This window comes from Streptomyces sp. NBC_01445 (assembly GCF_035918235.1).
Lineage (GTDB): Bacteria > Actinomycetota > Actinomycetes > Streptomycetales > Streptomycetaceae > Streptomyces.
In genome coordinates this window covers 2676829-2702662 of sequence record NZ_CP109485.1, presented here as the reverse complement: position 1 = coordinate 2702662, position 25834 = coordinate 2676829, and the positions used below count along the sequence as shown (strand labels likewise).

Below are 25834 nucleotides of genomic sequence, written 5' to 3'. Positions count from 1 at the left end.
ACGAAGATCACCCGGTTACCGTCTCTCTGGTCGTCACGGCAGGCACTGGTGGCACGTCCGCAAATCCCGTACGAGGGTGGGGAGTTCGGCATGGACAGGCGCAGCTTCAACCGGCGGGTGCTGATGGGCGGGGCCGCCGTCGCGACGACCGCGACATCGTTGTCGCTCATCGCGGCGACGGACGCCGCCCCCGCGGAAGGCCCGGTGCGCACGGCTCCGGCCGGCGGTGAGGTCAAGCGCATCAAGATGTACGCGGAGAAGCTCGCGGACGGGCAGATGGGCTACGGGTTCGAGAAGGGCAAGGCCTCCGTACCCGGCCCTCTGATCGAGCTCAACGAGGGCGACACCCTGCACATCGAGTTCGAGAACACGATGGACGTGGCGGCCAGCCTGCACGTCCACGGCCTCGACTACGAGGTCTCCAGCGACGGCACCAAGCTCAACAAGAGCGACGTCGAGCCCGGCGGCAAGCGCACCTACACCTGGCGGACGCACGTTCCCGGCCGGCGCAAGGACGGCACGTGGCGCGCGGGCAGCGCGGGGTACTGGCACTACCACGACCACGTCGTCGGCACGGAACACGGCACCGGTGGCATCCGCAAGGGCCTGTACGGGCCGGTCATCGTCCGGCGCAAGGGCGACGTCCTCCCGGACACCACGTTCACGATCGTCTTCAACGACATGACCATCAACAACATGCCGGCGCACTCAGGTCCCGACTTCGAGGCCACGGTGGGTGATCGCGTCGAGATCGTCATGATCACGCACGGCGAGTACTACCACACCTTCCACATGCACGGTCATCGCTGGGCGGACAACCGCACGGGCATGCTGACCGGCCCGGACGACCCGAGCCAGGTCGTCGACAACAAGATCGTCGGCCCCGCGGACTCGTTCGGCTTCCAGATCATCGCGGGCGAGGGCGTCGGGGCGGGCGCCTGGATGTACCACTGCCACGTCCAGAGCCACTCCGACATGGGGATGGTGGGGCTCTTCCTGGTGAAGAAGGAGGACGGCACCATCCCGGGCTACGAGCCGCACCACCCGGCGGGGCACACCGGCTAGGGGGCTTTCGCAGGGGTGCGCCACGGGTGTACACCTCCGGGGAGGAAGCGGATCATCACCTGGTCCTCAACCACCCACCCCGGGAGTCGAGTTGAGCAAGGACAGCGAGTACGACTACGTCATCGTCGGGGCCGGGTCGGCCGGCTGTGTGCTGGCCGCGCGGCTGTCGGAGGATCCGGCCGTACGCGTCGCGCTCGTCGAGTCGGGCCCGCGCGACCGCAAAGCCGAGATCCGCATACCGGCGGCGTTCCCGAAGCTGTTCAGGACGCCGTACGACTGGGACTACTCGACGTCCAAGCAGTCCGCGCTCGACGGGCGCGAGCTGTACTGGCCGCGCGGCCACACACTCGGCGGCTCCTCCTCGATGAACGCCATGATGTGGGTGCGCGGCCACCGGGACGACTACGACGCGTGGGGCGAGGCGGCCGGCGAGGAGTGGTCGTACGAGCAGTTCGCGCGCTACTTCCAGCGCGCCGAACGCTGGGCGGGCACCCGGCGCGCCGACTCGCCGCACGGCACCCTGGGCCCGCTCTGGATCTCCCCGCCGCGCGACCCGAACGTGACGACGTCGGCGTTCCTCGACGCCTGCCGCGCCGCCGGTCTGCGCGAGCTGACCGAGCTGAACCACGAGGACCACGGCGGCTTCGCGCTCACCCCGCTCAACCAGCGCCGCGGCCGCCGGTGGAGCGCGGCCGACGGCTATCTGAAACCGGCCGCGCGCCGGCCCAACCTGCACATCCACACCGACGCCCGGGTCACGCGCCTCGACTTCGACGGCACCCGCGTGGCCGGCGTCGTCGCCGAAGGAGTCCCCGGCATCCTGCGCGCCCGCCGCGAGGTGATCCTCAGCGCGGGCGCCATCGGTTCACCGCAGCTGCTCCAGCAGGCGGGCGTCGGTGACCCCGGGCAGCTCGCCGAGGCGGGGATCGACGTCCGCGTCGCGTCCCCCGACGTGGGCCGTCACCTCCAGGACCATCTCTCCTTCGCCGTCACGATGCGCTGCCCCCGGCCCGTCACCCTCACCGGCGCGGACTCCCTCACCAATGTGGGCCGCTTCCTTCTCGCCGGGCGCGGACCGCTCACGTCGAACGTCGGCGAGGCGGTCGCCTTCATCAGGACACGCCCCGAACTGACCTCCCCTGACATCGAGCTGATCTACGCTCCCGTGCCGTTCGTCAACCACGGGCTCACCCCGCCCGTCGAGCACGGCATCACGATCGGCGTCGTCCTGCTCCAGCCCGCGAGCGAGGGCCGCATCACCCCGGGCGGGGCGGACGCGTCGGCGCGGCCGCTGATCGACCCCGGCTATCTCGCCCGCGAAGAGGACCTGCGCACGCTGATGGCCGGAGTGCGCCGCGCCGAGGAACTCCTCGCGGCCGAGCCGCTCGCCCCGTACACCGACGGGCCCCTCGCTCCGTACCCGGGGGCCGTCGGCGACGAGGAGCTGGCGCAGGTGATCCGCTCGGGTGCCGAGACGCTCTACCACCCGGTCGGCACCTGCCGCATGGGCGCCGACGAGGGCTCGGTGACCGACCCGCGCCTGCGGGTCAGGGGTGTTGAGGCCCTGCGCGTCGTCGACGCCTCGGTGATGCCGCGCATCACCCGCGGTCACACCCACGCCCCGACCGTCGCCCTCGCGGAGAAGGCCGCAGAGCTCATCCGCGAGGACGCCGGGGCGTGAGTCGTCCGGGACCTACGATCCGACGCTGACCGTGAAGCGCCGCGGGTTGCCGTCGTGCGCCGCGCCGGACACGTCCGGCTGCCCGTCGGGGCGCACGTCGTCGTACGGGAAGGCGTACCCGATGGGCGAGTTGGCGTGCACGACCCGTGACCAGTGGTTGGTGACGTCGCCCTGGTAGTAGTCGGCCGTCGTGGTGCCGTTCGGCTGCTCGGGGTGGGTCAGCATGATGCTCCGGTTGAACCCGGCGGCGAGACGGGCGAGGAGGCCCTTCTTGTCGTCGGGGTCGCCGGGGTTGTTGGTGAACGGGCCGTGGTTGCAGGTGAAGATGTCCTTCGAGGCGGGCTTGGGGAAGCTGTGCCCGCCGTTGAAGGTGAGGGTGTCGCCGCTGACCCGGCCCGTGAACACGCCCCGGCCGCCCTGGAGATCGATCTTCAGGTCCGTCGTGCGGTACTTCTCCCAGACCTGGTCGACATAGCTGTCCCAGACGTCCCGGAACGGCATCTCGTCGGGGCGGTCGAAGTACGGGGCCATCAGGTTCTGCGGTGAGATGACGCGCAGGACCTTGCCGTCGCCTCCGCGGATGACGAGCTTGTCCCAGGGCTGCCCGTCCTTGGCGGTCTGGGCCGCGAGATCCGCGGCGATCCTGTCCACCGCGCCGTCCGGGAGCGGCGCGACGGTGTGCGTGGCATCGCCCTCCAGGGTCAGGCCGATGGGCAGGGCCGTCACCAGGTCGACGTAGCTGATGTTCGCGTACAACTGATCGGAGTTGAAGGTGAATTCACAGAACGACCAGGTCTTCCCGTAGTTCGCGTCGGTGGAGGTCGCGAAGGCCGGCTCGACGAGCGCGGGGCCCGGGTTGAGGAAGAAGTCGAGCGTGCTGTCGCGTACGAAGTAGACGCGGGCGCCGTACATCTGAGGAAGCGTCAGGACCTTTGGTGCCGAACCCGCCGCGCCCAGCGGGATGGCACAGTCGACGGGCAGCGGGGTCTGCGGGGCTGACGGCGAGTCGGGGTGGTAGACCCCGCCGTCGGGCTTGAGCAGCACCCAGCGGTCGGTGCCCTGCTCGTGGCCCGTGACATAGGCACGCACAGTGCCGGGCAACGACTTGTTCTGCAGGGCGAGTTCGCAGGTGGCGGGTGCTGCCTTGGCCTCCGGGCTGAGGGAGCTGCCCCAGGCCGGGTAGGTCAGTGCGGTGGCGGCCGTGGCGGCGCCGGTCAGGAACAGTCTGCGCGATATCACGGAGGACTCCTGAGATGTGGGGGAGCCCCACTGTTGCGAGTGCGGCGCGACGGGTCAAGACTTGTGACGGGGAGCGCTCCCATTTCTGTGGACCGTTCAACTCTTGGCGATGGCTTGGCGATGGCTTGGTGATGCCGGGTGTTGGCTGCGCGGTGGCACGGTCGGCGGCTCATCGGCGGCTCGGCGCCGGTCCGGAGCGGCGGCCGCGTGGTGACGGCGAGTGGAACGGCGATTGTCAGTGCGCGGTGCCAGACTCGGTGAGGCAGACAACGGGACCCCCAAGGGGGGGCACCCTCAACGAGGAGGGCACCATGCTCACCACCCGTTTCGTCGACGGCTCGCCGAACTGGCTGGATCTCGGAACCCCGGATCTCGACGCCGCCGTTTCCTTCTACACCGGGCTCTTCGACTGGCAGTTCCAGTCGGGCGGCCCCGAGGTCGGCGGTTACGGCCTGTTCCAGCTGGACGGCAAGACCGTCGCCGGCGGGATGACCGTCACGCCCGACCAGGCGCCGCCGTCCTGGACCGTCTATTTCCAGACGCAGGACGCGGATGCGACGGTGAAGGCCGCGGAGCAGGCCGGCGGATCCGCGCCCTTCCGGCCCATGGACGTGACGGACCTGGGCCGCATGGCGATCATCGCCGATCCCGCTGGGGCGACGTTCGGCCTCTGGCAGCCCGGTCAGAACAAGGGCCTGGGTCTCGCCACGGAGGACGGCTCGCTGAACTGGATCGAGCTGTACACCCCGGATGTCGAGGTGGCGAAGGACTTCTACGGCTCGGTGCTCGGCTGGGGCACGTTCGACGTGCCGTTCCCCGGCGGCACCTACGTGACGGTGAACCCGGCGGGCACGGGCGAGGACGACATGTTCGGCGGCATGGTCACACTGGGCGACGACCCGGCGGAGTCCGACATCGGGGCGCACTGGTCGCCGTACTTCCATGTGCCGGACGTCGACGCGATCGCCGCCCGGGCGCAGGAGCTCGGCGGTAAGGTGCGCTTCGCGCCCACGAACCTGCCGGGCGTCGGCCGCATCGCCAAGCTCACCGACCCGCAGGGCGCCCGCTTCGCGGTGATCAAGGGAGACCCGAACCAGACCTGAGCCGGGTCCGGGCACGTCCCGGAAGGGCCGGGCGGGCTCAGGCCGAATCCGCCCGGCGCGCCGCGTTGATCAGTCGTTGATCGTCTGTTTTTCGCCGCGCGGCACGATCAGTGGCATGTACTCGAACCACACGCTGCGCCCCGTCACGAGCGCTCCCGGGGCCCCCACCTCCGCGCGGCAGGCCATGAACCCGGGGGGCGCGGCAGTGTCCGTCCCCTCCTGGCAGGACGAGGCGCTGTGTGCCCAGACGGGCGCCGACTTCTTCTTTCCCGAGCCCGGCAGCTCGGTACGCGAGGCGAAGAGCATCTGTGGCCGGTGCGAGATGCGCTCCGCCTGCCTGGAGTACGCGCTCGCCAACGATGAGCGCTTCGGCGTCTGGGGAGGCCTCTCCGAGAAGGAGCGCCACCAGCTGCGCCGCGGCTGAACCAGCCGCGGCGCTCGGTGTGCGGGGTTTACCGCGCGAGGCTCAGCCCGCGGCGCGGGCCGCCATGCGGGCCTTGCGGGCGGCGAGCTTCTCGTCGAACTTGGAGGCCTCGCTGTCCAGGCCGCCCATGTACAGACCGAGCTCCTCCTGGGCCTTGAGACCCTCCGGGCCGAGCCCGTCGATGTCCAGGACCTTCAGGTAGCGCAGCACGGGCTGGATCACGTCGTCGTGGTGGATGCGCATGTTGTAGATCTCGCCGATGGCCATCTGGGCGGCGGCGCGCTCGAAGCCGGGCATGCCGTGTCCGGGCATGCGGAAGTTGACGACGACGTCGCGCACGGCCTGCATCGTGAGGTCGGGGGCGAGCTCGAAGGCCGCACCGAGCAGGTTCCGGTAGAAGACCATGTGCAGGTTCTCGTCGGTGGCGATGCGCGACAGCATGCGGTCGCAGACCGGGTCGCCCGACTGGTGGCCGGTGTTGCGGTGCGAGACGCGGGTCGCGAGCTCCTGGAAGGCGACGTAAGCGACCGAGTGCAGCATCGAGTGCCGGTTGTCGGACTCGAAGCCCTCGGCCATGTGCGCCATGCGGAACTGCTCGAGCTGGTCCGGGTCGACGGCGCGCGACGCCAGCAGGTAGTCACGCATCACGATGCCGTGGCGTCCCTCCTCGGCGGTCCAGCGGTGCACCCAGGTGCCCCAGGCGCCGTCGCGGCCGAAGAGGGAGGCGATCTCGTGGTGGTAGCTGGGGAGGTTGTCCTCGGTCAGCAGGTTGACGACGAGCGCGATCCGGCCGATCTCGGTGACCTTGGACTGGTCCTTCGCCCAGGCCTCGCCGTCCTCGAAGAAACCGGGGAAGTTGCGGGCGTCGGCCCACGGCACGTACTCGTGCGGCATCCAGTCCTTGGCCACCTTGAGGTGCCGGTTCAGTTCCTTCTCGACCACTTCCTCCAGCGCGTACAGCAGCTGGGCGTCCGTCCAGGTGGAGGACGAGCTGCCGAGGTGGGGAGAGGTGATGGTCACGAGGGCTCCAGGGGGGACGGGAGTAGTGCGAGGGGACGACTCGCAGGCACGAGCGGTTGTACCTACGGTGTCGTAGGTTACGTTGCCGTAGGTTAAACCCTCTGTAAAGGGCCCCCCGGAACCGGCCCCTCCGGTCTCAGTGGCCTCCAAGGCTTCATTGCGCCTCAGGAATGCAGCTCGCGGAGCCTGACTGAGAGGCACGTCACACAGCCCTCGAGCTTTTCGAACTCGCCGATGTCCACCAGAACCGGCTCCAGGCCGAGATCCGCGTAGAGCTCCGCCGTCCTCGGCGCGCTCGCCGCCATGAGGAGCTTCCCGCCGCCCAGGAGCACCACATGCGCACCGGCCTCTTCCGGGACGGGCAGGAAGCGCGGGAAGAGGGACGGCGCGTCCACCATCGGCTCGTGCCCGACGACCGTGCCGTCGGGCAGGGCCGTCACCGCCGACTTCAGGTGCAGCACCTTGCTGACCGGTACGGCGACGACCTGTGCCCCGAGCGGCTCGAACACGGCTCGCAACTGCCGCACGCCGTCCGCGTTCGTGCGCCCGCCACGGCCCACGTAGATCGTGTCGCCGACCTTGAGGACGTCGCCGCCGTCGAGGGTGCCGGGTTCCCGCACTCGGTTCACGGAGCAGCCGAGCCGGGCCACGGCCTCCTCGACGCCGGCCGTCTCCGCACGCCGGGACGCCGCGCCGGGACGGGTGATCAGCGCGACGTTGCGGTACATGACGACCGCGTCCTCGACGAAGACCGCGTCGGGGCACTCGTCGGCGGCCCCGACCTCGACCGTCTCCCAGCCGTGCTCCCCGAGCGCCGCGACGTAGGCCTCCCACTGCGTGAGCGCCAGCTCCGGATCGACGGGCGTGCGCTCGACGTGTGTGACGAGCCCGTCCGCGAGGCGGGGTCCGGGGCGGCGGATCAGGGCCTTCTGGCTGGGCACGGGCGGCTCTCCTCGGGGCTGGACGGCTCGTGGGCGGGTTCATGGTCCGGCGCGCACATCATGCACAGCCCGGCGCCGGTGACGGAATCCCCGGCCCGCGCCCCGTTTCTCCCCGCCCGCCCGACGCGGCAGCTACCCGCCGTATCCGGCCTCCCCCTTCGTGACGTCCCGCAGCCGCCCACCCTCCATGAGCAGCGTCCGCGTGACCCCGATGGACTTCAGGAACGGCAGGTCGTGGCTGGCCACGAGCAGCGCGCCCTCGTAGGACTCCAGGGCCGTGGTCAGCTGCCGGACGCTCGCCAGGTCGAGGTTGTTCGTCGGCTCGTCGAGCATCAGCAGCTGGGGTGCCGGCTCGGCGAGCATCAGCGCCGCGAGGGTCGCCCTGAACCGCTCGCCGCCCGAGAGGGTCGCCGCCGGCTGATCGGCCCGTGCCCCCTTGAACAGGAAGTGGGCGAGCCGCGCCCTGACGCGGTTGTTCGTCACTCCGGGAGCGAACCGCGCCACGTTCTCGGCGACGGTCAGGCCCTCGTCGAGCACGTCGAGCCGCTGCGGCAGGAACCGCAGCGGAACATGCGCGACCACCTCACCCGCGACGGGTTCGAGGTCCCCGGCGATCGTGCGCAGCAGCGTGGTCTTGCCCGAACCGTTGCGCCCCACGAGCGCGATCCGCTCAGGGCCGCGCACCTCGAACTCGCCCTCCACGCGCGCCCCGTAGGCCATCCTCAGCCGGCACAGAGTGAACACGGAACGGCCGGGCGGCACGGCTGTGTGCGGCAGATCGACGCGGATCTCGTCGTCGTCGCGCACGGCCTCCACCGCCTCGTCGAGCCGCTCCTTCGCCTCGGCGAGCCGGCCCTCGTGCAGTTGGCGGTGCTTGCCCGCCGAGACCTGGGCCTGCCGCTTGCGCTGGGCCATGATCGCCTTCGGCTCGCGCTTGGTGTCCCACATCTTCTGTCCGTAGCGCTTGCGCCGGGCCAACTTGACCTGGGCGTCCGCCAGTTCGCGCTTCTGCTTCTTCAGGTCGGCATCGGCGACCCGCAGCATGCGCTCCGCCGCCTCCTGCTCGGTCGCGAGCGCCTCCTCGTACGCCGAGAGGTTCCCGCCGAAGCGAACGAGGCCGCCCGCGCGCAGATCGGCGATCTGGTCGACCCGTTCGAGGAGTTCGCGGTCGTGGCTGACCATGACCATGACGCCCGGCCACGCCTCGACGGCCGCGTACAGGCGCCTGCGGGCGGCCAGATCCAGGTTGTTGGTCGGCTCGTCGAGCAGCAGGACGTCGGGGCGGCGCAGGAGCAGCGCGGCGAGGCGGATCAGTACGGACTCGCCTCCCGAGAGCTCGCCGACGGTGCGGTCGAGACCGATGCGGCCGAGACCGAGCCCGTCGAGGGTCGCGACGGCGCGCTCCTCGACGTCCCAGTCGTCGCCGACCGCGGCGAAGTGCTCGTCGCGTACGTCGCCCGCCTCGATGGCGTGCAGCGCGGCGCGCGCACCGGCGATGCCGAGGGCCTCGTCGACGCGCAGCGAGGTTTCGAGGGTGACGTTCTGCGGCAGATAGCCGATCTCGCCCGCCACCTTCACGGCGCCGTCCGCCGGGGCGAGCTCTCCGGAGATCAGCTTCAACAGCGTTGATTTTCCTGCGCCGTTGAGGCCGATGAGCCCGGTCCTGCCGGGGCCGAACGCGGCCTGAAGACCGTCGAAGACCCGAGTGCCGTCGGGCCAGGCGTAGGTGAGGGAGGTACAGGTGATGGAGGTGGGGGAGGTAGACATACGGCCTCGCGGTCGCTCGGTGGGAACGGTGGGCAGCGCATGGGGACACCGCGGACGACCACAGCCGGAAGCAACGAGAGCGCACAGGGCGCGAAGGACAGTCCTGTGCCGGATTCAGGCGGGAGGACGGCTCGGTCGTCCGAGGTCGCACACGCAAGACACGTGGCGCACCGGTGAGGTGCGGCCGCGTGACGCGGTGTCTGAGAACCTCAGAAGAGCAACGTCCTACTCCGATCGACGACAACAGGATCAACGGGAACGCTGTCCACCGTACGAAGGTGGCTGTGGGCCGTCAACGAATTATCGTGAGCCCTCACGCCCTCACGCCCTCACGCCCTCGCCCCTACCCCGCAGGAGGAGACCCCCGTGCCCCACGGCTCGCTCTCGCTGCCCGCCCGGCTCCTGCTGCTGGGTTTCGACACGGAGAAGGGCAGGGTCTCCGGCGCCCCCGACATCGAGCTCGCGGTCCGCGCCGCCGCCCTCGTCGAACTGGCCCGGCGCCGCATCATCAGCGACGTGGACGGGATCGTCACCCCGGTCTTCGACGCGCGCACCGGCGACCCCGTCCTCGACGAACTGATGGAGCTCGCCGAGGAGTCGAGGCCGCGCGCCTGGCGCGCCTGGATCGGCTACCGCGCCCGCGCCACCCTCGACACCGTGCGCCGCCAACTCGCCTCCGAGGGCTATCTGTCGGCCGAGCGCAAGCGCGTCTTCGGGCTCTTCCCCGTCACCCGGTACGGGCTGGAGCGCGCCGGTTACGTCGAGGTGCTGCGGGCCGAGGTGCTCGGCGCGCTGGAGGGAGGCGAGCCGGTCGGCCGGGTGGACGAGGACGACGCGGTACTCGCGGTGCTCGCCGCCACGGGCAAGCTGCGCCGGCTGATCCCGGGCAAGGCCAGGCGCACGCACAAGGACCGCCTCGACCACCTCGCCGCGCGCGCCGGCGGCATCTCCCCCGAACTGCGGCAGAGCCTGGGCGACATCCGCGCCGCGCTCGCCGCGGCTGTCAAGGCGGCGGAGGCGTCGCGGGCCTCGGCGAGCGGGGGCGGCGGGGGCTGAACAGGGGGTGCGCAGGGTTGAGCGTGGGTCACACGTACGTGTCGGATTCCTGCCAGCTGTACGCGGGAGCCAGGTGGTTGGCTGTACGGCATGACGAACCGTACGCACCTCAATGACCAGGCCCTGGCCTTCCGTTCACAGCATGTCGCCGGCCGCCCGCTCGTCCTGCCCAACGCCTGGGACGTCGCGAGTGCCCGCATCGTCGCGGACGCCGGAGCCGCCGCCGTCGCCACCACCAGCGCCGGACTGTCCTGGGACCTCGGCTCGGCGGACGGGGACCGGCTCGGCAGGGACGAGGCGCTCGACGCCGTCGCGCGGATCGCCGCCGCCGTGGACGTGCCGGTGACGGCGGACATCGAGAGCGGCTACGCCGACGCGGCCCAGGACGTCGCCGTCACCGTGCGCGCCGTGCTCGACGCCGGAGCGGTCGGCGTCAACATCGAGGACGCCTGGCACGGCGGGAGCGCGCCGCTGCGGCCCGTCGAGGCACAGGCGGAGCGGATCGCGGTGGCCCGTGCCGCGGCGGACGCGGAGGGCGTGGCGCTGTTCGTGAACGCGCGTATCGACACGTATCTGATGGGCGCGGGGGAGCCGGAGGAGCGGCTCGCGGCGACGCTGGAGCGGGCCGCGGCCTACCTCGCGGCGGGTGCTGACGGGATCTTCGTGCCCGGGGCTGTCGACCCGGTGACCGTGAAGGCGCTCGTCGCCGGTGTCGAGGGGCCGCTCAACGTGATGGCCTGGCCCGGGGCGCCGTCCGTGGCCGAGTTCGCCGCGCTCGGGGTCGCCCGGATCAGCGTCGGCGCGGGCATCGCGCAGGCCGCGCACGCCCTCGTCCGCAGGGCGGCCCGGGAGCTGCTCACCGAGGGAACGTACGGGAGTCTGGCCGGCGGGCTCGAATACGGAGAGCTCAACGCCCTGCTCGGTGACGGGAGTTGAGCCCGGTGGGGGGGACTCTCGTCAGTACGCGTCCCGCATCAGCTCCGCCAGATCGCCGTCCAGGTCCACGTGCAGATGCTCGTCGCCCACCGGCACCATCGCGGCCGTACTGCTGAGGAAGCGGCGCAGCTCGCCGGTCCGGATGTGCACGATCGCGGTGCCCTCGTGGGCGTGGAACTCCAGGACCGTGCGGTCGTAGCCGTACGGCCGTACCCGGACGTCGCCCGCACCGGCCGGCTCGCGCACCCCGGCCGCGAGCAGCTCGCGGGCGAACGTCCAGCTGACGTCGACGCCCTCGAGCGTGGCCGGCGCGGGGAACGACATGCGCACGGCGAAAGGGTCCCGCATGTCGTAGCGCAACGTCGCGGGAATGGTCGACATCCGCGGCGCGGCGGCGACGAGACGGGCCTCTACGGCTTGCTCGATGACGGTGGACAACGCCTGCTCCCTTGTGACGGCTGAACGGACGGCGGTTCGGGCAACAGCTCGGACGGCGAGTCGGACGGCATGTCGGACGACGGGTGGGTCGGCGGGTAGGACTCCCCGCCACTTGAAGAGACGGCGGAACGAGGGAATCCGTGCACCGGACGGCCGAGGAAAGGTGAGTGACCTCTGTCACCGGTCTCCGCTCGCTGCTCCCCGCGGCGCGGGCCATCTGGACGGAGCCGGGGGAGTGGGCTAGCTTCGCCCGCCATGAGGGGCATGGGGAAGTCGCGACGCAGGGTGTCCATGGGGCTGGCCGGGGCGGCACTCGCCCTCGCGTTCGCTCCGGCGGGTCCGGCGCAGGCCGCGGGTGCGCAGGCCGACGGAGGGCACGCGCAGGCGAAGCCGCACTGGGCATTGAAGGGATCCGGTACCGACGCGCGGTTCCGGGGACTTGCCGCCGTGAACCGCGACGCCGCCTGGGTGGCCGGGTCCAAGGGCACGGTCCTTCGCACCTCGGACGGCGGCGCCCACTGGCGGAACGTGTCGCCGCCGGGCGCGGGCGCGCTGGAGTTCCGCGACATCGAGGCCTTCGACAGCCGGCGCGCGGTCGTCCTCGCGATCGGTGAGGGCGACGCCTCGCGGGTCTTCCGCACGGACGACGGCGGGGCCACCTGGACCGAGTCCTTCCGCAACCCCGACCCGAAGGCGTTCTACGACTGCCTGACGTTCTTCGACACGCGCCACGGCCTCGCGATGAGCGACCCCGTCGACGGCAAGTACCGGATCCTGTCCACGCGCGACGGAGGACGCTCCTGGGACGTCCTGCCCGGCGACGGCATGCCGGCGGCGCAGGAGGGCGAGGCCGGCTTCGCGGCGAGCGGCCAGTGCCTGGTCAGCTCGGGGTCGCGCGATGTGTGGCTGGCGACGGGCGGCGGCGCACGCGCACGTGTGCTGCACTCGTCGGACCGTGGCCTGACGTGGCGGGCGACCGACGCCCCGGTCCCGGCGGGCGACCCGGCGCGCGGCGTCTTCGGCCTCGCCTTCCGCGACCGTACGCACGGGATCGCGGTCGGCGGCGACTACCGCGCTGACCAGGCGTCTCCCCGGGCCTCGGCCACGACGCGCGACGGCGGCCGCACCTGGACGCAGTCCGCCGAGCCCGTCCCCGCCTACCGCTCGGGCGTCACCTGGCTCCCGCACAGCCGGACGAGCGCCCTCGCGGTCGGCCCGACGGGGACCGACCTCACCCTCGACGCGGGCCGCACCTGGCGCACCGTCGACACGGGCTCGTACGACACGGCGGACTGCACGCACGACGGCGCGTGCTGGGCCTCGGGCGAGAAGGGACGCATCGCCCGGCTCGAACGTTGACCTGCGGCGGGGCCGTCTAGCCGGCCAACTGCTGCCGGAATCGCTCCAGTTCGGGTGCCGTCTTCGTCGCGATGAACTCCGTGACGCGGTACGCGCACACGTCGCCGGTGACGAAGGGGTCGGCCGCCGTGATCTTCTCGATCTGCGTGCGGTCGTCCCCGACGGCGAGGATGATCCCGCCGTCGCGCGGGTTCTTGCGGCCGGAAGCGATGAAGACCCCGGCTTCGTACTGCTCGTCGAGCCAGGCGACGTGCGCTTCGAGCAGCGGGTCGACACGCTCGACCGGGGCCGTGTAGGTCAGTTCAAGTACAAACATGATCGCCAGGCTACCCGTGGCCCGCCGGCGCCCCGGCCCTATGGTGGTCGCCATCATGAGCCACCAACAGATCCTCGCCGACTGGCCCACCGACGAGCGCGCCGCGCGCGCGGTCCAGGACGAACTGCGCGCCCGCGTCGTCCTCGACGAGCCGGGGCCCCCACCCGGCACCGGACTCGTGACCGGTGTCGACGTGGCCTACGACGACGAGCGCGACCTCGTCGCGGCGGCGGCCGTCGTGCTCGACGCGGCGACCCTCGACGTCGTCGAGGAGTCCACGGCCGTCGGCCGGATCTCCTTCCCGTACGTGCCGGGCCTGCTGGCCTTCCGCGAGATCCCGACCGTGGTCGCCGCCCTGGAGGGCCTCGACTCCGGCCCCGGTCTTGTCGTCTGCGACGGGTACGGCCTCGCCCACCCGCGCCGCTTCGGCCTCGCCAGCCACCTCGGCGTCCTGACGGGGCTGCCCACGATCGGCGTCGCGAAGAACCCGTTCACCTTCACGCACGAGGAGCCGGCGGCGCCGCGCGGCAGCACGGCGCCCCTGCTGGACGGCGACGAGGTGGTCGGCCGGGCCCTGCGCACCCGCGACGGCGTCAAGCCCGTCTACGTCTCGGTCGGCCACCGCACGAGCCTCGACACCGCGTGCGCCCACACCCTGCACCTCACGCCGCAGTACCGCCAGCCGGAAACGACCCGCAGAGCGGACGCGCTGTGCAGGCGAGCGCTGGCGGATGCCCAGGAGGGGGCCACGCGCGCGTAGCCACCTGCCGTTTCTTCGGTGAGCAAGCCCAGGGCGTGGCCTCGCGCGCGTGGCCACCCGGTACCGCGTCGCGGGCACGGGCATTTGGCACTCGCCGGAGGCCCGGGAGAGCGCCACGCGCGCGTAGCCACCTGCCGCGTCCTCGGTGAGCAAGCCGAGGGCGCGGCATCGCGCGCGTGGCCACCGGTACCGCGTCGCGGCCACAGGCACTCGCCGGAGGCCCGGGAGAGCGCCACGCGCGCGTAGTCGCCAGCCGGGCCGGCCTCCCCGTGTCGCGTGGGCACCGCCGCGCGCGTAGCCGCCTACCGCGTAGCCGCCACCCGGAACCTGATCCCCGCGTCCCGCAGGCGCGCCGTCAGGGCGTCGCCCATCGCGACGGCCGTCGTGACCTGGCCCGAGGTCTCGGGCAGGTCGTCGAGCGCCAGGCACATCGCGGACTCGCCGAGCATCTTCGCCGTCTCGTCGTAGCCGGGGTCCCCGCCCGAGACCTCCGTGTACACGCGGCGGCCGCCGCCTTCGCCGACGAAGCGCACCGAGAACCAGCTCGCCGCACGCCGTGCCTCGTCCGGGCCGTCACCCGGCTTGAGCCGATCAGACAACCACCTGCGTGCGGGCGGCAGTTGGGCGGCGGTGAACAGCGCACCCGTAGCCGCGACGCCGCCGAACGCGACGGGCAGGTGCCGCACCGCCGCGTAGTGCCGGTAGCGGAAGTCGGGACCGTAGCGCTCCAGGCCCCGCGCGGACCGCTGCACGATCTGCGGGTCGATCGTCGGGAGCGGCAGCGCCCACGCGTCGACCTCCTTGGCGTAGCGGGGCGCGCCCGTCGGCGCGTACGCCCTGCGGCCGACGAGGCGCGGTTGGTGCCGCCGCCTGTCCTGCTGCGCGGCCAGCATCTGCCGACCCCGCGAGAACTGCGTCAGCGCGGACGCGAACGTGCCGCCCGAGAACGTCGCGTTCGACCGCACGAACCCGTCGATGCGCAGCGGCACGTCCTCGGGGAGCTGACCCACCGTGAAGAGCACGCCCAGGTCGTGCGGGATCGAGTCGAAGCCGCACGCGTGGACGAGACGGGCCCCGGTCTCCCGCGCGCGGGCGTCGTGCCGGACGTAGGTGACGTCGACGAACTCGGGCTCGCCGCACAGGTCCGTGTAGTCGGTGCCCTCCTCGGCGCACGCCGCCACCAGGTCCTGGCCGTACGTGACGTAGGGGCCGACGGTCGTGGCCACCACGCGCGTGCGTGCCGCGAGGGCGCGCAGGGACGCCGGGTCGGCGACGTCCGCGCGGACCAGTGGCAGCACGGCGCACGCGGGGTCGATCGCGGTGAGGCGCTCGCGCAGCCGCTCCAGCTTCCCCGTGTCGCGCCCCGCGACGGCCCACCGCAGCCCCTCGGGGGCGTGCGCCGCCAGATACTCGGCGGTGAGCGCACCGGCGAACCCGGTCGCCCCAAAGAGCACGATGTCGTACTCGCGGCCTGTCCTGTCGGCTCTGCCGGGCCTGTCCCGCATGTCCCGATCCTTGCCGTGCCCGCTGTCCTGCCTGGTCATGACACCCCTCAGCCCTGCGCCCCGCGCCGTTGTCGGTGGCCGAGGCTAGCGTGAGGGGTGAGCGGAGGTTCAGGGGCCCCGCCCGGAGCGGGAGGTCGTCGTGGCCGAGCCGAAGAGGCCGTCGCAGCGGGCGCTCAAGACGTGGGCGCGCGTACGGGAGTTCGCACTCGGGATGCCGGGTGCCACGGAGGACTTCCCGTGGGGCGAGACGGTCGCGAAGGTGAACAAGAAGGTGTTCGTGTTCCTCGGCGTCGACGACGGCAGTTGTCCGATGGGGCTCACGGTCAAGCTCAGGGACGAGGAGGCCCACGCGCACGCGCTCACGACCCCGGGTGCCGAGCCCGCCGGATACGGCCTCGGCAAGGCGGGCTGGGTGCGGATCCCCCTGGACGTGAAGGGCGCCCCGGGCGCGGCGCTGCTCTGCGACTGGGTGGAGGAGAGCTACCGGACGGTGGCCACGAAGAAGCTCGTCGCCGAACTGGACGCGCGATGAGCGCCGCCCCGGCCGGACGTGACGGAATCCCGTTTCAGGCGAGTTACCCCGAATCCATACGTGCCTCCTGGCAACACCGCAGCAGTGCGTCGTAAATTACTAAGCGCTTGCTCGCCAGGGGTTGTGCTGAGTGGAACACGTTCTTAGCATCGCTGGTGTTACATCAGTTGTGTCACAGTGCTGGGGGCTCGATGGCAGTGGCAGGGATGACGGACAGCGGCCCGCTCGCCGGGGTGCGCGTGGTCGAACTGGCGGGCATCGGCCCGGGCCCGTTCGCCGCGATGCTCCTCGCCGACCTGGGCGCCGATGTCGTGCGCGTGGACCGCCCCGGAGGCGCCGGGCTCGCGATCAACCCCGAGTACGACATCACCAACCGCAACAAACGCTCCGTGATCATCGACCTCAAGGCGGACGACGGCCCCGCGCGCGTCCTCGACCTCGTCGCCAAGGCGGACGTCCTCATCGAGGGCTACCGTCCAGGCGTCGCCGAGCGCCTCGGCGTCGGCCCCGACGCCTGCCACGCCCGCAACCCGCGCCTCGTCTACGGACGCATGACCGGCTGGGGCCAGGACGGCCCCCTCGCCCAGCGCGCCGGGCACGACATCGCGTACATCGCCCTCACCGGCACCCTCGGAATGATCGGCAAGCCGGACGAGCCGCCGACCGTCCCCGCGAACCTCGTCGGGGACTACGCAGGCGGTTCGCTCTACCTCGTCGTCGGCATCCTCGCCGCCCTCCACCACGCGCGCGACACCGGCGCGGGCCAGGTCGTGGACGCCGCGATCGTCGACGGCGCCTCGCACCTCGCCGCGATGATCCACGGCATGCTCGCGGCCGGCGGCTGGCAGGACCGGCGCGGCAGCAACCTCCTCGACGGCGGCTGCCCGTTCTACGGGACGTACGAGACCTCCGACGGCCAGTACATGGCGGTCGGCGCCCTTGAGCAGCAGTTCTACGACGAGTTCAGCGCGCTCCTCGGCATCGGGGACACGGCCCCCGCCCGCAAGGACCTCGCCCGCTGGGGCGAGCTGCGCGACGCCGTCGCCGCCCGCTTCAAGACCCGTACCCGCGAGGAGTGGACCGCCGTCTTCGAGGGGTCCGACGCGTGTGTGGCGCCGGTCCTGTCCCTGCGCGAGGCGCCCGGCCACCCCCACCTGGCGGCGCGCGGCACCTTCACCGACCACGGCGGCATCACCCAGCCCGCCCCCGCCCCCCGCTTCTCCGCGACCCCCACCGCCGTCCGCAGCGGCCCCGCCCAGCCGGGCGCCGACACCGCCGGGGTGGCCCGCGACTGGGACGTACCGAGCCTGACGAAGGAAGAGAACTGATGGAGCTGTCCGCACCCCTCGCCTACGCAGCCGACCCCCGGCAGGCGGCCGACGACGCCGCCGCGCTCGAGTCGGCGGGCCTCGACGCCGTCTGGGTCGCGGAGGCCTACGGCTTCGACTCGCCCACGATCATGGGCTATCTCGCCGCCCGCACCGAGCGCATGAAGATCGGCGCCGCGATCCTCAACGTCTACTCGCGCACCCCCGCCCTCATCGCCCAGACCGCCGCCGGACTCGACGCCGTCTCCGGCGGCCGCGCCATCATCGGCCTGGGCGCGTCGGGCCCGCAGGTCGTCGAGGGCTGGCACGGCAAGGCGTACGACAAGCCGCTCGGCCGCACCCGCGAGACCATCGAGCTGACCCGCCGCATCCTGCGCCGCGAGGTCATCGACCACCACGGCATCACGGACATGCCGCTGCCCCCGGAGAAGGGCGGCAGGCTCGGCAAACCCCTGAAGATCCTCTCCAAGCCGGTACGCCCCGAAGTGCCTTTGTACGTCGCCTCGTTGGGCCCGGCGAACGTGCGGATGACCGCCGAGACCGCCGACGGCTGGCTGCCTACGCTCTTCATTCCCGAGAAGGCCCACCAGGTGTGGGGCACCCCGCTCGCCGAGGGCGCCGCCAAGCGCGCCCCCGAGCTCGGGCCGCTCCAGGTCGTCGCCGGCGGACTGCTCGCCATCGGCGAGGACGCGGCAGCCGCTCGCGACCTCGCCCGCCCCAACATCGCCCTCTACGTGGGCGGCATGGGAGCGGTCGGCAAGAACTTCTACAACGACCTCGCCGTGGCCTACGGCTACGAGAAGGAGGCCAAGCTCATCCAGGAGCTCTACCTCTCGGGGAAGAAGAAGGAGGCCGAGGCCGCCGTCCCGGACGAGTTCTGCGAGCTCATGAGCCTGTGCGGGCCCGAGAGCTACGTGCGCGGGCGTGTCGAGGCCTTCCGCGCCGCCGGCGTCACCATGCTGAACGTCATCCCGGTCGGCCCCGACCCCGCCCGGCTGGTCGAGACCGTCAAGAACTGGCTGTAGGGAGGGCACCACGATGGCAATGGAACGGCAGATCTTCACCGAGGAGCACGACGCGTTCCGCGAGACCGTCCGCACCTTCCTCGCCAAGGAGGTCACCCCGCACTACGAGCAGTGGGAGAAGGACGGCATCGTCTCGCGCGAGGCCTGGCTCGCGGCCGGCCGGCAGGGCCTCCTCGGGCTCGCCGTGCCCGAGGAGTTCGGAGGCGGCGGGAACGCCGACTTCCGCTACAGCGCCGTCATCGCCGAGGAGTTCACCCGCGCGGGAGCCGCCGGCCTCGCGATCGGCCTCCACAACGACATCATCGGGCCGTATCTGACGTCGCTCGCCACGGACGAGCAGAAGCGCCGCTGGCTGCCAGGTTTCTGCGACGGCTCCCTGATCACGGCCATCGCGATGACCGAGCCGGGCGCCGGATCCGACCTCCAGGGCATCCGCACCTCGGCCGAGGACCGCGGCGACCACTGGGTGCTCAACGGCTCCAAGACGTTCATCTCGAACGGGATCCTCGCCGACCTCGTGATCGTCGTCGCGAAGACGACGCCCGACGGCGGCGCCCACGGTCTGTCCCTCCTGGTCGTCGAGCGCGGCATGGAGGGCTTCGAGCGCGGCCGCAACCTCGACAAGATCGGCCAGAAGTCGCAGGACACGGCCGAGCTCTTCTTCAACGACGTCCGCGTCCCGAAGGAGAATCTCCTCGGCGAGCTCAACGGCGCCTTTGTCCACCTGATGACGAACCTCGCGCAGGAGCGCATGGGCATCGCCGTCGCCGGGATCGCCGCCGCTGAGTACCTCCTGGAGATCACCACGACGTACGTCAAGGAGCGCGAGGCCTTCGGCCGCCCGCTCGCCAAGCTCCAGCACATCCGGTTCGAGATAGCCGAGATGGCCACCGAGTGCGCCGTCACCCGGACCTTCCTGGACCGCTGCATCGTCGACCACTCGAACGGCGAACTCGACGCGGTGCATGCCTCGATGGCCAAGTGGTGGGCCACCGAGCTCCAGAAGCGCGTCGCGGACCGCTGCCTCCAGCTCCATGGCGGCTACGGCTACATGACGGAGTACCGCGTCGCCAAGGCCTTCACCGACGGACGCATCCAGACGATCTACGGCGGCACGACCGAGATCATGAAGGAGATCATCGGGCGCTCCCTGCTCGGCTGACTCCCCACCGACCTCCCGGCCCGGCCCACCTCATCGCCCGGCCCACCCTCATTGAAAGGCAAGCGAGTGAGCACCGAAGCGTACGTATACGACGCGATCCGCACCCCGCGCGGACGCGGCAAGGCGAACGGCGCCCTGCACGGCACCAAGCCGATCGACCTCGTCGTCGGACTGATCCACGAGATCCAGCGGCGCTTCCCGGATCTCGACCCCGCCGCCATCGACGACATCGTGCTCGGCGTCGTCGGACCGGTCGGCGACCAGGGCTCCGACATCGCGCGGATCGCGGCCATCGCGGCCGGCCTCCCCGACACGGTGGCCGGTGTGCAGGAGAACCGCTTCTGCGCCTCGGGCCTCGAAGCGGTCAACCTGGCGGCCATGAAGGTCCGTTCGGGCTGGGAGGACCTCGTCCTCGCCGGCGGCGTCGAGTCGATGTCGCGCGTCCCGATGGCCTCGGACGGCGGCGCCTGGTTCGCCGACCCGATGACCAACTACGAGACGGGCTTCGTGCCGCAGGGCATCGGCGCCGACCTGATCGCCACGATCGAGGGCTTCTCCCGGCGCGACGTCGACGAGTACGCGGCGCTCTCGCAGGAGCGCGCGGCCGCCGCCGTGAAGGACGGCCGCTTCGCCCGCTCCGTCGTGCCCGTCACGGACCGCAGCGGCCTGACGGTCCTCGACCACGACGAGTTCCTGCGCCCCGGCACGACCGCCGACTCGCTCGCCAAGCTGAAGCCGTCGTTCGCGGACATCGGTGACCTCGGCGGCTTCGACGCCGTCGCGCTGCAGAAGTACCACTGGGTCGAGAAGATCGACCACGTCCACCACGCGGGCAACTCCTCCGGCATCGTCGACGGCGCGTCCCTCGTCGCCATCGGCACCAAGGAGGTCGGCGAGCGCCACGGCCTGACCCCGCGCGCGCGGATCGTCTCCGCGGCGGTCTCCGGCTCCGAGCCCACCATCATGCTCACCGGACCCGCGCCGGCCGCCCGCAAGGCTCTCGCCAAGGCCGGTCTGACCATCGACGACATCGACCTCGTCGAGATCAACGAGGCGTTCGCCGCAGTTGTCCTGCGCTTCGTCAAGGACATGGGCCTCTCCCTCGACAAGGTCAACGTCAACGGCGGCGCCATCGCGCTCGGCCACCCGCTCGGCGCCACCGGCGCGATGATCCTCGGCACCCTCATCGACGAACTGGAGCGCCAGGACAAGCGCTACGGCCTCGCCACGCTGTGCGTCGGCGGCGGCATGGGCATCGCCACGATCGTCGAGCGACTCTGACCCCCGTCCTTTCCCGCACTGGCATCTACGGAGCAGCAGAAATGACCGAGAGCACCACCATCCGCTGGGAACAGGACGAGACCGGAATCGTCACCCTCGTCCTCGACGACCCCAACCAGTCCGCGAACACCATGAACCAGGCGTTCAAGGACTCCATCGCGGCGATCGCCGACCGCGCGGAGGCCGAGAAGGACTCGATCCGCGGCATCATCTACACCTCCGCCAAGAAGACCTTCTTCGCGGGCGGTGACCTGAAGGACATGATGAAGGTCGGCCCCGAGAACGCCCAGCAGGCGTTCGAGACCGGCACCGGCATCAAGAACTCCCTGCGCCGCATCGAGACGCTCGGCAAGCCCGTCGTCGCCGCGATCAACGGCGCGGCCCTGGGCGGCGGTTACGAGATCGCGCTCGCCTCCCACCACCGCATCGCCCTCGACGCGCCCGGTTCCAAGATCGGCCTTCCCGAGGTCACGCTCGGCCTGCTCCCCGCGGGCGGCGGCGTGACCCGCGCCGTACGCCTCATGGGCATCACCGACGCCCTGCTGAAGGTGCTCCTCCAGGGCACCCAGTACACGCCGAAGCGCGCCCTGGAGAACGGCCTCGTCCACGAAGTGGCGGCCACCCCCGAGGAGATGCTCGCCCAGGCGCGCGCCTTCATCGACGCCAACCCCGAGTCGCAGCAGCCCTGGGACAAGCCCGGCTACCGCATCCCGGGCGGCACCCCGGCCAACCCGAAGTTCGCGGCGAACCTGCCCGCCTTCCCGGCCAACCTCAAGAAGCAGCTGAACGGCGCCCCCTACCCGGCCCCGCGCAACATCCTCGCCGCGGCCGTCGAGGGCTCCCAGGTCGACTTCGAGACGGCCCTGACCATCGAGGCGCGCTACTTCACCGAGCTCGTCACCGGCCAGACCGCGAAGAACATGATCCAGGCGTTCTTCTTCGACCTCCAGGCCGTCAACTCCGGCGCGAACCGGCCCAAGGGCATCGAGAAGCGCACCGTCCGCAAGGTCGCCGTCCTCGGCGCCGGCATGATGGGCGCGGGCATCGCCTACTCCTGCGCCCGCGCGGGCATCGAGGTCGTCCTCAAGGACGTGACCGCCGACGCCGCCGCCCGGGGCAAGGGCTACTCCGAGAAGCTCTGCGCCAAGGCCGTCTCCCGCGGACGCACCACCCAGGAGAAGGCGGACGCGCTCCTCGCCCGCATCACGCCCACCGCCGAACCGCAGGACCTCGCCGGCTGCGACGCCGTGATCGAGGCCGTCTTCGAGGACCCGGCGCTCAAGCACAAGGTGTTCAAGGAGATCCAGCACGTCATCGAGCCGGACGCGCTGCTGTGCTCCAACACCTCGACCCTGCCGATCACCCTCCTCGCCGAGGGCGTCGAGCGGGTCGAGGACTTCATCGGGCTGCACTTCTTCTCGCCCGTCGACAAGATGCCGCTCGTCGAGATCATCAAGGGCGAGCGCAGCGGCGACGAGGCGCTCGCCCGCGCCTTCGACCTGGTCCGCCAGATCAACAAGACGCCGATCGTCGTGAACGACTCGCGCGGGTTCTTCACCTCGCGCGTGATCGGGCACTTCATCAACGAGGGTGTCGCGATGGTCGCCGAGGGCATCGAGCCCGCCTCCGTCGAGCAGGCCGCGGCCCAGGCCGGCTACCCGGCCAAGGTCCTGTCCCTGATGGACGAGCTGACGCTGACCCTGCCCCGCAAGATCCGTAACGAGACGAAGCGGGCCGTCGAGGAGGCGGGCGGCACCTGGGCCGGCCACCCCTCGGACATCGTCATCGACCGCATGGTCGAGGAGTTCGACCGTCCCGGACGCAGTGGCGGCGCGGGCTTCTACGAGTACGTGGACGGCAAGCGCGCCGGCCTGTGGCCGGGCCTGCGCGAGCACTTCACCAAGCCCGGGCACGAGATCCCGTTCAAGGACATGCAGGAGCGCATGCTCTTCTCCGAGGCGCTCGACACGGTGCGCCTCCTGGAGGAGGGCGTCCTGACCTCGGTCGCCGACGCCAACATCGGCTCCATCTTCGGCATCGGCTTCCCGGGCTGGACCGGCGGAGTCCTGCAGTACATCAACGGTTACGAGGGCGGCCTGCCCGGCTTCGTAGCCCGCTCGCGTGAACTGGCCGAGCGCTACGGCGAGCGCTTCCAGCCGACCGCGCTGCTCGTCGAGAAGGCCGAGAAGGGCGAGACCTTCACCGACGCCTGACGGTCACGGGGTTCCGCGCCGGGGGTCAGCCCTCGGCGCGGAACGCCTCCCGCAGCTGCTCCTTGAGCGACCGCTGGAACGCGGTCACCAGGGCCTGCACCACCATCGGCTGCATATGGGCCGACAGCGACTTCATCGCCGCCACGTGCTCCGGGTCCGACTCCCGTTCCCGGTAGGGCCCCCACACCTCGTCGCGGAACAGCCGCGTCAGCTCCTGGGCGGCGTCCCTCGTGTGCTTCATGAGGACGGTGCGCGCCGCGAGGATCGTCTCGTGCGCGATCGGCACTCCGAGCAGCTCCACCCCGAGCCGCAGCAGACCGGGGTCCACGCGGAAGGTGTCGCTGTCCTCCAGGTACGCGACGACGCCCATCGCGGCGAGCCGGTCCAGATCCTCCCCGGACAGGGGCCGCCCCGCCCGGCGCTCCAGCTCCGCCCGCGTGACGTCCTCCGCCGCGTCCGGGGCCCAGCTCGCGACCAGGGCGCGGTGGATCGCCAGATCGTCGGCGCTCAGGTCCGTCGGCAGCTGCTCCAGATACCGCTCGATCGCGGAGAGTGTCATGCCCTGGTGCTGGAGCTCCTCGATGAGCGCGAGCCGGGAGAGGTGGTCCCGGCCGTAGTGGCCGACCCGGCGCGGCCCGATCACGGGCGGCGGGAGCAGGCCCTTCGTGCTGTAGAAGCGGATCGTACGGACGGTGACGCCCGCGCGCGCGGCCAGTTCGTCGACCGTGAGCGTCGGCTCCCCGGTGTCCGTCGTCATGCTGCGCCTCGCTTCTCGGGTCCCGCGTCCTGCGTGCTCCGGTTCCGCACCCGGACAGGTTCAACAGTATTGCTGAGACACCAAAGTTGTGAAAGCGCCGCGGGGTGGAAAGGGCGGGTGTGAAGGGGCTGTTGGGGTGTGAGCGAGCGCTTATACGCCTCGCGGAACCCGCTGTACAGAGGCTGATCATCATGTGAGAAGTGCCGCTATGTGATCTCCGCCACCGCGTGCTCCCTGCCTGGTGGGGGAAGGTGCACAGTCGGTCCGCGCCATGTCAGGAATGTCGCGGGCCGCAGCACATCCGGACCCCGGAGCAATCCGGGCACCACAGAGGGATCCCCCCACGTGAGCAAGGAAGCCGCCAACACGGCTCTGGACGCATCCCCCACAGATGCGTCCCAGGCGCCCGCCGACGCGGGTGACGCCGGCTACAGCAAGGACCTCAAGGCCCGCCACGTCAACATGATCGCGATCGGTGGCGCGATCGGTACCGGACTGTTCCTCGGAGCGGGCGGCCGCCTCCATTCGGCGGGCCCCGCACTCGCCGTCGCGTACCTCGTCTGCGGAGTCTTCGCGTACCTGGTCGTGCGCGCCCTCGGCGAGATGGTCGTGTACCGGCCGTCCTCAGGTTCCTTCGTGTCGTACGCGCGCGAGTTCCTCGGTGAGAAGGGCGCCTACGTCGCCGGCTGGATGTACTTCCTCAACTGGTCGATGACGGGCATTGCGGACATCACCGCGATCGCCCTCTACACCCAGTACTGGAGTGCCTTCACGACCATTCCGCAGTGGGTCCTCGCGCTGATCGCCCTCGCGGTCGTGCTCGGCGTGAACCTGATCTCGGTGAAGTACTTCGGCGAGATGGAGTTCTGGTTCGCGATCATCAAGGTGGCCACGCTCGTCGCCTTCCTGTTCGTGGGCGTCTTCCTGATCGCCACGCAGCACCCGATCGACGGCCAGACCCCGGGCCTGAGCATGATCACGGACCACGGCGGATTCATGCCGAGCGGCACGATGTCGGTGATCCTCGTCATGCAGGGTGTCGTCTTCGCGTACGCCGCCCTGGAGCTGGTGGGTGTCGCGGCAGGCGAGACCGCCGACCCGCAGAAGGTCGTCCCGCGCGCGGTGAACTCGATCATGTGGCGCGTCGGCCTGTTCTACTGCGGCTCGGTGGTGCTGCTCGCACTGCTGCTGCCGTCCTCGGTGTACTCCTCGAACGAGAGCCCGTTCGTCACCCTGTTCAGCAAGCTGGGCGTCGGCGGCATCGGCGACATCATGAACCTGGTCGTGCTCACCGCGGCCATGTCCAGCCTCAACTCGGGCCTCTACTCCACCGGCCGCATCCTGCGCTCGATGGCGATGTCGGGCTCCGCGCCCAAGTTCACCGCCCGCATGAACCGCAGCCAGGTGCCGTACGGCGGCATCCTGCTCACCGCGGGTGTCGGCGTCCTCGGAGTCGGCCTCAACTACCTCCTCCCGCACGACGCCTTCGAGATCGTCATCGAGGTCTCCTCGATCGGCATCATCGGCACCTGGGTCATGATCATGGTCGCCCACCTGGCGTTCGTCCGGCGGGCCAAGCAGGGCCTGATCAAGCGGCCGTCGTTCCGCCTGCCCTGGTCCCCGGTCACCGAGATCGTCACGATCGTCTTCCTGCTGCTCGTGCTCGGCCTCATGTGGAACGACCCGGACACGGGTCGCAAGACCCTGATGCTGATCCCGGTCATCGCGGTCATGCTCGTCGCCGGCTGGTTCGCCGCCCGCCGCCGCATCCAGCGTGAGTCGACCCAGGAACTGGCCAAGCTGACCGACGGCGAATAACGCCGGCCCCCCACTGTCAGTGGCAGCCCCTACGGTGGCGTCATGTCGGAGATCACGTATGTCCGAGGTGACGCCACCGTGCCGTTGGGCATAGCGGTGACGGTGTAC

At 71.1% G+C, this 25834-nt stretch carries 23 protein-coding genes; 15 read left to right on the top strand and 8 right to left on the bottom strand.

Features of this window, described 5'->3' with window-relative positions; all coding sequences use genetic code 11:
- The first annotated feature begins 90 nt into the window (after positions 1 to 90).
- The gene (locus OG574_RS12540) at positions 91 to 1065 is read left to right on the top strand and encodes a multicopper oxidase domain-containing protein (RefSeq protein ID WP_326773272.1); all 975 of its coding nucleotides are present in this window, start codon (positions 91 to 93) and stop codon (positions 1063 to 1065) included.
- Positions 1066 to 1156: 91 nt separating this feature from the next.
- Positions 1157 to 2746, top strand: coding sequence for a GMC family oxidoreductase (locus OG574_RS12535; RefSeq protein ID WP_326773271.1), 1590 nt, complete (start codon positions 1157 to 1159; stop codon positions 2744 to 2746).
- A gap of 12 nt (positions 2747 to 2758) precedes the next feature.
- Here OG574_RS12535 and OG574_RS12530 read toward each other — a convergent pair whose 3' ends face one another.
- On the bottom strand, positions 2759 to 3985 hold the full coding sequence (locus OG574_RS12530; protein ID WP_326773270.1) for a glycoside hydrolase family 64 protein: 1227 nt from the start codon (positions 3983 to 3985) through the stop codon (positions 2759 to 2761).
- 311 nt (positions 3986 to 4296) lie between these two features.
- On the opposite strand from OG574_RS12530, the gene OG574_RS12525 reads away from it, so the two are divergent.
- The gene (locus OG574_RS12525) at positions 4297 to 5088 is read left to right on the top strand and encodes a VOC family protein (protein WP_326773269.1); all 792 of its coding nucleotides are present in this window, start codon (positions 4297 to 4299) and stop codon (positions 5086 to 5088) included.
- Positions 5089 to 5272: 184 nt separating this feature from the next.
- Positions 5273 to 5512 (top strand): WhiB family transcriptional regulator, encoded by a 240-nt coding sequence (locus OG574_RS12520; RefSeq protein ID WP_326778447.1) that lies wholly within the window; start codon positions 5273 to 5275, stop codon positions 5510 to 5512.
- A 42-nt stretch (positions 5513 to 5554) separates the two neighbouring features.
- Here the strand turns inward: OG574_RS12520 and OG574_RS12515 are convergent, their stop codons facing one another.
- The 3 genes from OG574_RS12515 to OG574_RS12505 form a co-directional block, all read right to left on the bottom strand.
- Positions 5555 to 6532, bottom strand: coding sequence for an acyl-ACP desaturase (locus OG574_RS12515; RefSeq protein WP_326773268.1), 978 nt, complete (start codon positions 6530 to 6532; stop codon positions 5555 to 5557).
- Between the two features lie 164 nt (positions 6533 to 6696).
- Positions 6697 to 7473, bottom strand: coding sequence for a dimethylargininase (gene ddaH / locus OG574_RS12510; RefSeq protein WP_326773267.1), 777 nt, complete (start codon positions 7471 to 7473; stop codon positions 6697 to 6699).
- Positions 7474 to 7605: 132 nt separating this feature from the next.
- Positions 7606 to 9240, bottom strand: a complete 1635-nt coding sequence (locus OG574_RS12505; protein WP_326773266.1) for an ABC-F family ATP-binding cassette domain-containing protein — start codon at positions 9238 to 9240, stop codon at positions 7606 to 7608.
- Positions 9241 to 9606: 366 nt separating this feature from the next.
- Between OG574_RS12505 and OG574_RS12500 the strand changes: the two genes are divergently transcribed.
- Complete coding sequence (locus OG574_RS12500) at positions 9607 to 10296, top strand: GOLPH3/VPS74 family protein (RefSeq protein ID WP_326773265.1); 690 nt, start codon at positions 9607 to 9609, stop codon at positions 10294 to 10296.
- Between the two features lie 90 nt (positions 10297 to 10386).
- Entirely contained in the window at positions 10387 to 11232 is an 846-nt protein-coding gene (locus tag OG574_RS12495; protein ID WP_326773264.1) for an isocitrate lyase/PEP mutase family protein, read from the top strand.
- A 21-nt stretch (positions 11233 to 11253) separates the two neighbouring features.
- Here OG574_RS12495 and OG574_RS12490 read toward each other — a convergent pair whose 3' ends face one another.
- The gene (locus OG574_RS12490; protein ID WP_326773263.1) at positions 11254 to 11670 is read right to left on the bottom strand and encodes an SsgA family sporulation/cell division regulator; all 417 of its coding nucleotides are present in this window, start codon (positions 11668 to 11670) and stop codon (positions 11254 to 11256) included.
- 264 nt (positions 11671 to 11934) lie between these two features.
- Between OG574_RS12490 and OG574_RS12485 the strand changes: the two genes are divergently transcribed.
- Positions 11935 to 13029, top strand: coding sequence for a WD40/YVTN/BNR-like repeat-containing protein (locus OG574_RS12485; protein WP_326773262.1), 1095 nt, complete (start codon positions 11935 to 11937; stop codon positions 13027 to 13029).
- Positions 13030 to 13045: 16 nt separating this feature from the next.
- Here OG574_RS12485 and OG574_RS12480 read toward each other — a convergent pair whose 3' ends face one another.
- The gene (locus tag OG574_RS12480; protein ID WP_326773261.1) at positions 13046 to 13345 is read right to left on the bottom strand and encodes a YciI family protein; all 300 of its coding nucleotides are present in this window, start codon (positions 13343 to 13345) and stop codon (positions 13046 to 13048) included.
- Positions 13346 to 13400: 55 nt separating this feature from the next.
- Between OG574_RS12480 and OG574_RS12475 the strand changes: the two genes are divergently transcribed.
- On the top strand, positions 13401 to 14105 hold the full coding sequence (locus OG574_RS12475) for an endonuclease V (RefSeq protein ID WP_326773260.1): 705 nt from the start codon (positions 13401 to 13403) through the stop codon (positions 14103 to 14105).
- Positions 14106 to 14407: 302 nt separating this feature from the next.
- Here OG574_RS12475 and OG574_RS12470 read toward each other — a convergent pair whose 3' ends face one another.
- The gene (locus OG574_RS12470; protein WP_326778446.1) at positions 14408 to 15610 is read right to left on the bottom strand and encodes a saccharopine dehydrogenase family protein; all 1203 of its coding nucleotides are present in this window, start codon (positions 15608 to 15610) and stop codon (positions 14408 to 14410) included.
- A gap of 211 nt (positions 15611 to 15821) precedes the next feature.
- On the opposite strand from OG574_RS12470, the gene OG574_RS12465 reads away from it, so the two are divergent.
- From OG574_RS12465 to OG574_RS12440, 6 genes are all read left to right on the top strand, one after another.
- Positions 15822 to 16142 carry an MmcQ/YjbR family DNA-binding protein gene (locus OG574_RS12465; RefSeq protein ID WP_326778445.1) on the top strand — a complete coding sequence of 107 codons (321 nt, stop codon included), beginning with the start codon at positions 15822 to 15824 and terminating at the stop codon, positions 16140 to 16142.
- 191 nt (positions 16143 to 16333) lie between these two features.
- Positions 16334 to 17470, top strand: coding sequence for a CaiB/BaiF CoA transferase family protein (locus OG574_RS12460; RefSeq protein ID WP_100591664.1), 1137 nt, complete (start codon positions 16334 to 16336; stop codon positions 17468 to 17470).
- Entirely contained in the window at positions 17470 to 18495 is a 1026-nt protein-coding gene (locus OG574_RS12455) for an LLM class F420-dependent oxidoreductase (RefSeq protein WP_326773259.1), read from the top strand. Before OG574_RS12460 ends, OG574_RS12455 begins: the two co-directional genes overlap by 1 nt.
- A gap of 19 nt (positions 18496 to 18514) precedes the next feature.
- Complete coding sequence (locus OG574_RS12450) at positions 18515 to 19657, top strand: acyl-CoA dehydrogenase family protein (protein WP_100591666.1); 1143 nt, start codon at positions 18515 to 18517, stop codon at positions 19655 to 19657.
- A gap of 66 nt (positions 19658 to 19723) precedes the next feature.
- On the top strand, positions 19724 to 20938 hold the full coding sequence (locus OG574_RS12445) for an acetyl-CoA C-acetyltransferase (RefSeq protein WP_326773258.1): 1215 nt from the start codon (positions 19724 to 19726) through the stop codon (positions 20936 to 20938).
- Positions 20939 to 20979: 41 nt separating this feature from the next.
- A complete protein-coding gene (locus tag OG574_RS12440; RefSeq protein ID WP_326773257.1) occupies positions 20980 to 23151 on the top strand; it encodes a 3-hydroxyacyl-CoA dehydrogenase NAD-binding domain-containing protein in 2172 nt (723 codons plus the stop codon).
- 25 nt (positions 23152 to 23176) lie between these two features.
- Here OG574_RS12440 and OG574_RS12435 read toward each other — a convergent pair whose 3' ends face one another.
- On the bottom strand, positions 23177 to 23908 hold the full coding sequence (locus OG574_RS12435) for a MerR family transcriptional regulator (RefSeq protein ID WP_326773256.1): 732 nt from the start codon (positions 23906 to 23908) through the stop codon (positions 23177 to 23179).
- Between the two features lie 345 nt (positions 23909 to 24253).
- Between OG574_RS12435 and OG574_RS12430 the strand changes: the two genes are divergently transcribed.
- Positions 24254 to 25726, top strand: a complete 1473-nt coding sequence (locus OG574_RS12430; protein ID WP_326773255.1) for an amino acid permease — start codon at positions 24254 to 24256, stop codon at positions 25724 to 25726.
- Positions 25727 to 25834 lie beyond the last annotated feature (108 nt).